This window comes from Caulobacter sp. GW821-FHT11E11, assembly GCF_058808315.1.
On sequence record NZ_JBXARO010000011.1, the window covers coordinates 77791 to 86324 of the forward strand.

An 8534-nucleotide genomic window follows, 5' to 3' on the forward strand; every position below is an offset into this window, starting at 1 on the left:
CGTTCCATACGATTCCAGTGTTCGGTCATACGGTCTTCCGGCGCTCGCGGTAAGGGCCAAGACGACCGACGCTTGCGCCCGAGCGCCAATCGCCCAATTTAGATGACTGGGTCATGACACGATCCGGCGGGTTCGAGCGTTTCAGGCGGAAAGCCCGCCTCCAAGGCTTGTGAACCGCGCCCGGATCGGGGATTGTCAAGGATTAGACAACTCCCGGCGTATATCCTGTCTGCTTCGGTGGCGGTGTGTGCGCTCGGAGGGGCGTCACCGGCGTAAGCCGTAAGTCGCCATAGTGTGAGAAGCGATCATGACGAAAGCCGCGAGCGGCGACACCAAGAGCACTCTGTATTGTTCTTTCTGCGGAAAGAGCCAGCACGAGGTGCGCAAGCTCATCGCAGGGCCGACGGTGTTCATTTGTGATGAATGCGTCGAGCTTTGCATGGATATCATCCGCGAAGAGCACAAGATCGCCTTCGTGAAGTCCAAGGACGGCGTCCCGACGCCGCGTGAGATCTGCGAAGTTCTGGACGACTATGTGATCGGCCAAGGTCACGCCAAGAAGGTTCTCGCGGTTGCTGTCCACAACCACTACAAGCGGCTGAACCACGCATCGAAGAACAACGACGTCGAACTGGCCAAGTCGAACATCCTGCTGGTCGGTCCGACCGGTACGGGTAAGACGCTGCTGGCCCAGACGTTGGCGCGAATCATCGACGTGCCATTCACGATGGCCGACGCCACGACGCTGACCGAAGCCGGTTACGTCGGTGAAGACGTCGAGAACATCGTGCTGAAGCTGCTGCAAGCCGCCGACTATAACGTCGAGCGCGCCCAGCGCGGCATCGTGTACATCGACGAAATCGACAAGATCAGCCGCAAGTCCGACAACCCGTCGATCACGCGCGACGTGTCGGGCGAAGGCGTGCAGCAGGCCCTGCTGAAGATCATGGAAGGCACCGTCGCCTCCGTGCCGCCGCAAGGCGGGCGCAAGCATCCGCAGCAGGAGTTCCTGCAGGTCGACACCACGAACATCCTGTTCATCTGCGGTGGCGCCTTCGCCGGCCTCGAGAAGATCATCTCGGCGCGCGGCGCGGCCAAGTCGATCGGCTTCGGCGCGAAAGTGACCGATCCGGAAGAGCGCCGCACGGGCGAGATCCTGCGGAACGTCGAGCCCGACGATCTGCAGCGCTTCGGCCTGATCCCGGAATTCATCGGCCGTCTGCCGGTGATCGCGACCCTGGAGGATCTCGACGAGACCGCCCTGGTCAAGATCCTGACCGAGCCGAAGAACGCCTTCGTCAAGCAGTACCAGCGCCTGTTCGAGATGGAGAACATCGGCCTGACCTTCACCGAGGACGCCCTCCACGGCGTCGCCAAGAAGGCCATCGCCCGCAAGACCGGCGCCCGCGGCCTGCGTTCCATCATGGAAGGCATCCTGCTGGAGACCATGTTCGAGCTGCCCAACTACGAGGGCGTCGAGGAAGTGGTGGTCAATGCCGAGGTCGTCGAAGGCCGCGCTCAGCCGCTGCTGATCTACGCCGAGAAGAAGGGCGGGGCCGCTTCGGCCTAAAGCTGAAGCTTCACCGCGAGAAACAGGGCGCGTCTTCCACAGGGAGGCGCGCCTTTTTCGTGGATAAAGCCGCTTCGTAAACCTGTTGCACGACCAGTGAGGCTTCGGCGCCACGGGCAGCTTGAGCGAGCGAAAGGCCCATAAAATACTGGGATTTGGACGAACTTGCCCTCTACGGCCGGACAAGGGGCATGCGCGCCCCAGCTTTGCCTGTGCTGCGCGACCTGTCGCCGCTGTTGGGCGAGTGCGCTTGAACCCTGTTGTAAAACGTCCACATAAATAACGACCATTCGCCCAGTCACGGGCGGACGGGCCGATCGACTCAGGCGCATCGTCTGATGTTACGGCGGCCCGCAGGGCCAAGGCGTCTAGGGGCGCTGACGGCCGGGAGTATTGAGCACATGTCCGAACTACGTACGCTTCCTGTTTTGCCGCTGCGGGATATCGTTGTGTTCCCGCACATGGTCGTGCCGCTCTTCGTGGGCCGCGACAAATCCGTGCGCGCGCTCGAGGAAGTCATGCGCGGCGACAAGCAGATCCTGCTCGTCACCCAGAAGAACTCGGCGGATGATGATCCGGCGCCGGGCGACATCTTCGACGTCGGCGTCCTGGCCACCGTCCTGCAGCTGCTGAAGCTGCCCGACGGCACCGTCAAGGTGCTGGTCGAAGGCAAGGGCCGCGCGGCCGTCGTGAAGTTCACCGACCAGGAGTCCTTCTACGAGGCCCAGATCGGCGAAGTCAGCGAAGACGAAGGCGCAGGCCCCGAGGCCGAAGCCCTGTCACGCGCGGTCGTCGAGCAATTCGAAAACTACGTCAAACTGAACAAGAAGGTGCCGCCGGAGGCCCTGGCGTCGATCCCGCAGATCGCCGAGCCGGGCAAGCTGGCCGACAGCATCGCCGCCCACCTGTCGGTGAAGATCGGCGACAAGCAGCACCTGCTGGAAATCTTCGACGTCGTGAAGCGCCTGGAGAAGGTCTTCGCCCTGATGGAGGGCGAGATCTCGGTGCTGCAGGTCGAGAAGAAGATCCGCTCGCGCGTCAAGCGCCAGATGGAGAAGACCCAGCGCGAGTACTATCTGAACGAACAGATGAAGGCGATCCAGCGCGAGTTGGGTGATCCGGATGACTCGCGCGACGAGCTGATCGATCTCGAAAAGCGCATCAAGAAGACCAAGCTTTCCAAGGAAGCCCGCACCAAGGCCGAGAGCGAGCTGAAGAAGCTGCGCAACATGAGCCCGATGTCGGCCGAGAGCACCGTCGTCCGCAACTATCTGGACTGGCTGCTGTCGATCCCGTGGGGCAAGGCCAAGACCAAGAAGATCGACCTGCCGGAAGCCGAAGGCATCCTCGACGAGGACCACTACGGCCTCGACAAGGTCAAGGAACGGATCCTCGAGTACCTGGCCGTCCAGGCCCGGACCAACTCGCTGAAGGGCCCGATCCTGTGCCTCGTCGGTCCTCCCGGCGTCGGCAAGACCTCGCTGGGCAAGTCGTTGGCCAAGGCCACCGGTCGCGAGTTCGTGCGTATGTCGCTGGGCGGCGTGCGTGACGAGGCCGAGATCCGCGGTCACCGCCGCACCTATATCGGCTCGATGCCCGGCAAGGTCGTCCAGTCGATGAAGAAGGCCAAGACCACCAACGCCTTCGTCCTGCTGGACGAGATCGACAAGATGGGCAGCGACTACCGCGGCGACCCCGCCTCGGCGCTGCTGGAAGTGCTCGATCCGTCGCAGAACTCGACCTTCGGCGACCACTATCTGGAGGTCGACTACGACCTGAGCCAGGTGATGTTCGTCACGACGGCCAACAGCTTGAACATGCCCCAGCCGCTGCTGGACCGCATGGAGATCATCCGCATCCCCGGCTACACCGAGGATGAGAAGCTGGAGATCGCCAAGCGTCACATCCTGCCGAAGCTGAGCAAGGACCACGGCCTGAAGCCGGCCGAGTTCATCGTTCCGGACAAGGCGATCCGCGACCTGATCCGCTACTACACCCGGGAAGCCGGCGTGCGGTCACTGGAGCGGGAACTGGGCGCCCTGGCGCGCAAGACGGTGCGTGATCTGGCCCGCGAAAAGGTGGCCACGATCACCATCGACGATGAGCGCCTGGCCAAGTACTCGGGCGTCAAGAAGTACCGTTACGGCGAGACCGACGAAGTCGACCAAGTCGGCATCGTCACCGGTCTGGCTTGGACGGAATTCGGCGGCGACATCCTGACCATCGAAGCCGTGAAGATGCCGGGCAAGGGTCGCATGTCGATCACCGGCAATCTCAAGGACGTGATGAAGGAGTCGATCTCGGCGGCCAACAGCTACGTCCGTTCGCGGGCGACGCAGTTCGGCATCAAGCCGCCGATCTTCGAGAAGACCGACGTCCATATCCACGTGCCGGACGGCGCCACGCCCAAGGACGGTCCGTCCGCCGGCGCGGCCATGGGTCTGGCCATCGTCTCGGTGCTGACCGGCATCCCGATCCGCAAGGATATCGCCATGACCGGCGAGATCACCCTGCGCGGCCGGGTCACCGCCATCGGCGGCCTGAAGGAAAAGCTGCTGGCGGCTCTGCGCTCCGGCGTGAAGACCGTGCTGATCCCGCAGGAGAACGAGAAGGACCTCGTGGATGTGCCCCAGAGCGTCAAGGATGGTCTGGAAATCATCCCGGTCTCGACCATGGACGAGGTGCTCAAGCACGGCCTCACCGGCCCTTTGACCCCGGTCGAATGGAACGAGGCGGATGAGCCGATTGCTGCGGGTGCGAAGAAGGATGACCCCGACGGGGACGCCGTTCTGACCCACTAAACGCAACTAATCGTTGATAACTTAGGCGGCGCGGGAGTTTCCCGCGCCGCTCGCGTTTGACGGGGCATTTTATGCCGCCATAATCCCCCGCTGAGCCAAGCGCCGTAAGGAATAAGCGGCGCTGCTCAGGCTGGGAGAAAAACATGACCACAAAAGCCGAACTCGTAACGGCGATCGCCGAGAAGGCGGGCATCAACAAGAACCAGGCGAAGGACGCGCTGGAGGCTTTCATCGACGCCGTCACCGACTCGCTGAAATCGGGTCAGGACGTTCGCCTTGTCGGTTTCGGCACCTTCAAGGCCGTGGCCCGCGCCGCCGGCACCGCCCGCAATCCGCGCACCGGCGAGACGGTCAACCGTCCCGCGTCCAAGACCGCGCGCTTCCAGGTCGGCGAAGGCCTGAAGTCCTCGCTGAACGGCTAAACCAGTTTCCGCTTAAGAGAGGCGGAGCGTCATCCTGGGGGGCTGACGTTCCGCCTTTTCGTTTTCGCGCTATGCGCGGCGCGCGGCTACGGCTAGAAGCGCCGACCCAAGAGGGCAGTTAGCTCAGCGGTAGAGCGTCTCGTTTACACCGAGAGGGTCGGGGGTTCGATCCCCTCACTGCCCACCATTCCTTCCAGCACCCGTCCGATCCAACCTCGCGCCAGCCAGCGCGGGGCGTGGCTACATGGCGCCGTTTTAACCTGCGTAACGCTGGTCGAAGTGATATCACTTTGATCGCACCGCTGGAGGAGCGCCATGACCGAGACCCACACCATCAATCCGACCGTCGAACGCGCGCACGGCGGCACGAGCGGCGGCCTGCCGTTGCTGGCGCTGCCGTTCCTGGTCGGGGGCGCGATCTTCATGTTCGTGCAGGACCTGCCCGCCATCGGTGTCGGTCTGATCCTGCTGTTCATGCTGGTGTCGGCCGGCTTCTATTCGCTGCAGCCGAACGAGGCCTACGCCATCACGCTGTTCGGCTCGTACGTGGGCACCGACCGCAAGACCGGCCTGCGCTGGATCCTGTTCTGGTACGGCCGCAAGAAGATCAGCCTGCGGGTGCGCAACGTCACCAGCGAGACGCTGAAGGTCAACGACAAGCGCGGCAACCCGATCGAGATCGCCGCCAACATCGTCTGGCGGGTGAAGGACTCGGGCCAGGCCCTGTTCGACGTCGACGACTACGTCGCCTTCGTGAACATCCAGATCGAGACCGGCCTGCGCGAGGTCGCCTCGCACTATGCCTACGACCACGCCGAGGAGGGCGAGCCGACCCTGCGCGCCCACGCCGAGGAGGTCGGCGACCGGCTGCAGAAAGACCTGCAGCTGCGCTGCAACGTCGCCGGCGTCGCTATCGACGAGGCCCACCTGATGCACCTGGCCTATGCCCCCGAGATCGCCGGCTCGATGCTCAAGCGCCAGCAGGCCGAGGCCGTGCTGGCCGCCCGCCGCACGATCGTGGCCGGGGCCGTCGACATGGTCGAGAGCGCGCTCGCCCAACTGTCCGAGCGGGGCGTCGTCGAATTGGACGACGAGCGGCGCGCGGCGATGGTCTCCAACCTGCTGGTGGTGCTGTGCGCCGACCGCGAGGCCCAGCCCGTGGTCAACACCGGCACACTGTACGGCTGACGTGGCGGGCGACCCCAACGAGGCGAAAGGCGGGCGGCGCGCGTTCCTGATGCGCGTCCGTCCTGAGGTGCTGGCCGCCGTCGAGCGGCTGGCCGATGCGGAGTTGCGCAGCGTGAATGCTCAGGTAGAGATGTTGCTGCGTGAGGCCCTCGGGCGGCGCGGCGTCACTCTGAAATCGTCCGGGAACGGCGAGGAACTGTGAGTGTCGCAAAAGCTTTATCGTTCCAGGGCCGTATGGGGGGCCTGGAGTAGCGATGAGGAATCGGCGTGACGGACCTGCGATCGACCCGACCGTTGAGCCAGCCTGGTTTTCTCTCTGACATCGCTCCGTCGACTGATGGCCCCGTCCGCCTCGTCGACACCACCATGCTCTATGCGCCGCGCAGTGGCGGCGTGCGTCGTTACCTGGCCTCCAAGCGCGCCTGGCTGGCGGCCAATCGCCAGGATGTACGCCACACGCTGGTCGTGCCGGGCGCGCGCGATTCCTACGACGGCCTAGGCCGAGTCTCGATCTATGCCGCGCCGCTGCCGTTCGGGGCCGGCTATCGCTGGCCCGTGGTCAAGGCAGCCTGGATGGAGCGCCTGATCCGTCAGCGTCCCGACATCATCGAGGCCGGCGATCCCTACACCCCGGGCCTGGCGGCGTTGAGGGCAGGGGACGCCCTGGGCATCCCGGTCGTCGGCTTTTGCCACACCGATCTGGGCAAGCTGGCGGCGCTGCATATTGGCGAGTGGGCCGAAAAGCCCGTCCAGAAGCGTTGGGCGGCGATTTATCGCCAGTTCGACCAGGCCGTGGCCCCCAGCCGGTTCATCGCCGGCCGGCTGATCGAGGCCGGCGTGCACAACGCCATCGGCCTGCCACTGGGCGTCGACACCGATCTTTTCCATCCCTCGCGCGCGGATCGTGATGGTCTGCGCCGGCGACTCGGCGTCTCGCCGGACGAGCGCCTGCTGGTCTTTGCGGGCCGTCCGGCGCGTGAGAAGAAGCTGGACGTGCTGGTCGGTGCGGTCGAGCGTCTGGGCGCGCCCTACAAGCTGCTGTTTGTCGGCGCCGGCGGTGGAGCGCCAGTCAGCGACCGGGCCCTGTGCCTGGACTATGTTCGCGATCCGGCGACCCTGGCTGGCGTGCTGGCCAGCTGCGACGCGTTTGTCCACGGCAACGACAACGAGCCGTTTGGTTTGATCGTGCTGGAGGCCATGGCCTGCGGCCTGCCCGTGGTCGGCGTCGCCGCCGGCGGTGTGGCCGAATCGGTCGACGAGGAAGTTGGTCAGCTGGCGTCGGTGTCAGAGCCCGCCGCCTTCGCCGAGGCGATCGAGGCCCTGTTCGCGCGCGACGTCGCCGCCATCGGCGCGGCGGCACGCCTACGCGCGGTCGAGCGCCATGGCTGGGACGCGGTTTTCCGCCAACTCTGCGGAATCTACGGCGGCCTGACTGGTCGCAAGGCGTTCGGCGACCAGCTTCAGCTGCGCGACCACTAGCCCCTGAGCGCTGCGAGGATCTCGTAGCTGCGCTTGCGGGCGGCGTGATCGTAGATCTGCGAGGCGAACATCAGCTCGTCGGCCTCGGTCAGCTTCAGAATCTGCTCGACCTTGCGCTTCACCGTCTCGGGCGAACCGATCGCCGAGTATTGGAAGGTGTGGTCCAGACCCGCCAACTCGGCTTCCGAGGCGTGCTCGCGGATGTCGTCGACTGGCGGCGGCAACAGGCCCGGACGGCCACGGCGGAGGGCCAGGAACTGCTGCTGGGTCGAGGTCGCCAGGCGAGTCGCCTCCGCGTCGGTATCGGCCGCGCACACCCCGATGCAGACCATGGCGTAGGGCTTGTCCAAGACCTCAGACGGCTTGAAGTGCCGGCGATAGAGCAGCAGAGCGTCCAGTAGCGAGTCGGGCGCGAAGTGAGCGGCGAAAGCGAACGGCAGGCCGAGGGCGGCGGCCAGCTGCGCGCCCCAGGTCGAGGAGCCCAAGAGCCAGATCGGCACGTCCTGGCCCTCGCCCGGCACGGCGCGGATATTCTGGTCGGGATCGGCCGGCTTGAACCAGTGCTGCAGCTCGACGACGTCCTGGGCGAACGAATCGACGGCGCCGGCATAGCGACGCAAAGCCCGCATGGTGGCCTGGTCGGTGCCGGGCGCGCGGCCCAAGCCTAGGTCAATGCGGCCAGGATAGAGCGCGGCGAGCGTGCCGAACTGCTCGGCGACCATCAGCGGTGCGTGGTTGGGCAGCATGACGCCGCCCGAACCGACTCGAATCGTCTTCGTCCCGCCGGCCACGTGGCCGATGACCACGGCCGTCGCGGCCGAGGCGATTCCCGGCATGTTGTGGTGCTCGGCCAGCCAATAGCGGTGGAAGCCGAGGGATTCGGCGTGCTGGGCCAGATCGAGGCTGTTGTGGAGGGCTTGTCCGACGGGCGTGCCTTGCGGAACGGGCGCCAGGTCGAGGACGGAGAACGGCGGGTAAGCGGAGGTCATGTCCGCTACATGGCGTGCGGAAACCGCAACTCAAGGCGTTGCGAAGAGCATTATCGATGTAAGGAGAAGAACCACTGGACGGTGG

At 65.1% G+C, this 8534-nt stretch carries 7 protein-coding genes and 1 tRNA gene; 7 read left to right on the top strand and 1 reads right to left on the bottom strand.

The window, feature by feature from the left end:
* Nucleotides 1-307: 307 nt before the first annotated feature.
* The 7 genes from clpX (at nt 308) to AC1RR5_RS23935 (ending at nt 7460) form a co-directional block, all read left to right on the top strand.
* Entirely contained in the window at nt 308-1570 is a 1263-nt protein-coding gene (gene clpX, locus AC1RR5_RS23905; protein WP_492925755.1) for an ATP-dependent Clp protease ATP-binding subunit ClpX, read from the top strand.
* A gap of 401 nt (nt 1571-1971) precedes the next feature.
* The gene (lon, locus tag AC1RR5_RS23910) at nt 1972-4371 is read left to right on the top strand and encodes an endopeptidase La (protein ID WP_492925757.1); all 2400 of its coding nucleotides are present in this window, start codon (nt 1972-1974) and stop codon (nt 4369-4371) included.
* A gap of 143 nt (nt 4372-4514) precedes the next feature.
* Nucleotides 4515-4793: an HU family DNA-binding protein gene (locus AC1RR5_RS23915; protein ID WP_172271492.1), complete on the top strand. Its 279-nt coding sequence runs from the start codon at nt 4515-4517 to the stop codon at nt 4791-4793.
* A gap of 112 nt (nt 4794-4905) precedes the next feature.
* A tRNA-Val gene (locus AC1RR5_RS23920) sits at nt 4906-4980 on the top strand.
* Nucleotides 4981-5108: 128 nt separating this feature from the next.
* The gene (locus tag AC1RR5_RS23925) at nt 5109-5981 is read left to right on the top strand and encodes an SPFH domain-containing protein (protein ID WP_492925759.1); all 873 of its coding nucleotides are present in this window, start codon (nt 5109-5111) and stop codon (nt 5979-5981) included.
* A gap of 1 nt (nt 5982) precedes the next feature.
* A complete protein-coding gene (locus tag AC1RR5_RS23930) occupies nt 5983-6183 on the top strand; it encodes a type II toxin-antitoxin system antitoxin (RefSeq protein WP_492925761.1) in 201 nt (66 codons plus the stop codon).
* Nucleotides 6184-6257: 74 nt separating this feature from the next.
* A complete protein-coding gene (locus AC1RR5_RS23935) occupies nt 6258-7460 on the top strand; it encodes a glycosyltransferase family 4 protein (protein WP_492926021.1) in 1203 nt (400 codons plus the stop codon).
* Here AC1RR5_RS23935 and AC1RR5_RS23940 read toward each other — a convergent pair.
* The gene (locus AC1RR5_RS23940; RefSeq protein WP_492925763.1) at nt 7457-8449 is read right to left on the bottom strand and encodes an LLM class flavin-dependent oxidoreductase; all 993 of its coding nucleotides are present in this window, start codon (nt 8447-8449) and stop codon (nt 7457-7459) included. The two genes, AC1RR5_RS23935 and AC1RR5_RS23940, sit on opposite strands and share 4 nt — an antisense overlap.
* Nucleotides 8450-8534 lie beyond the last annotated feature (85 nt).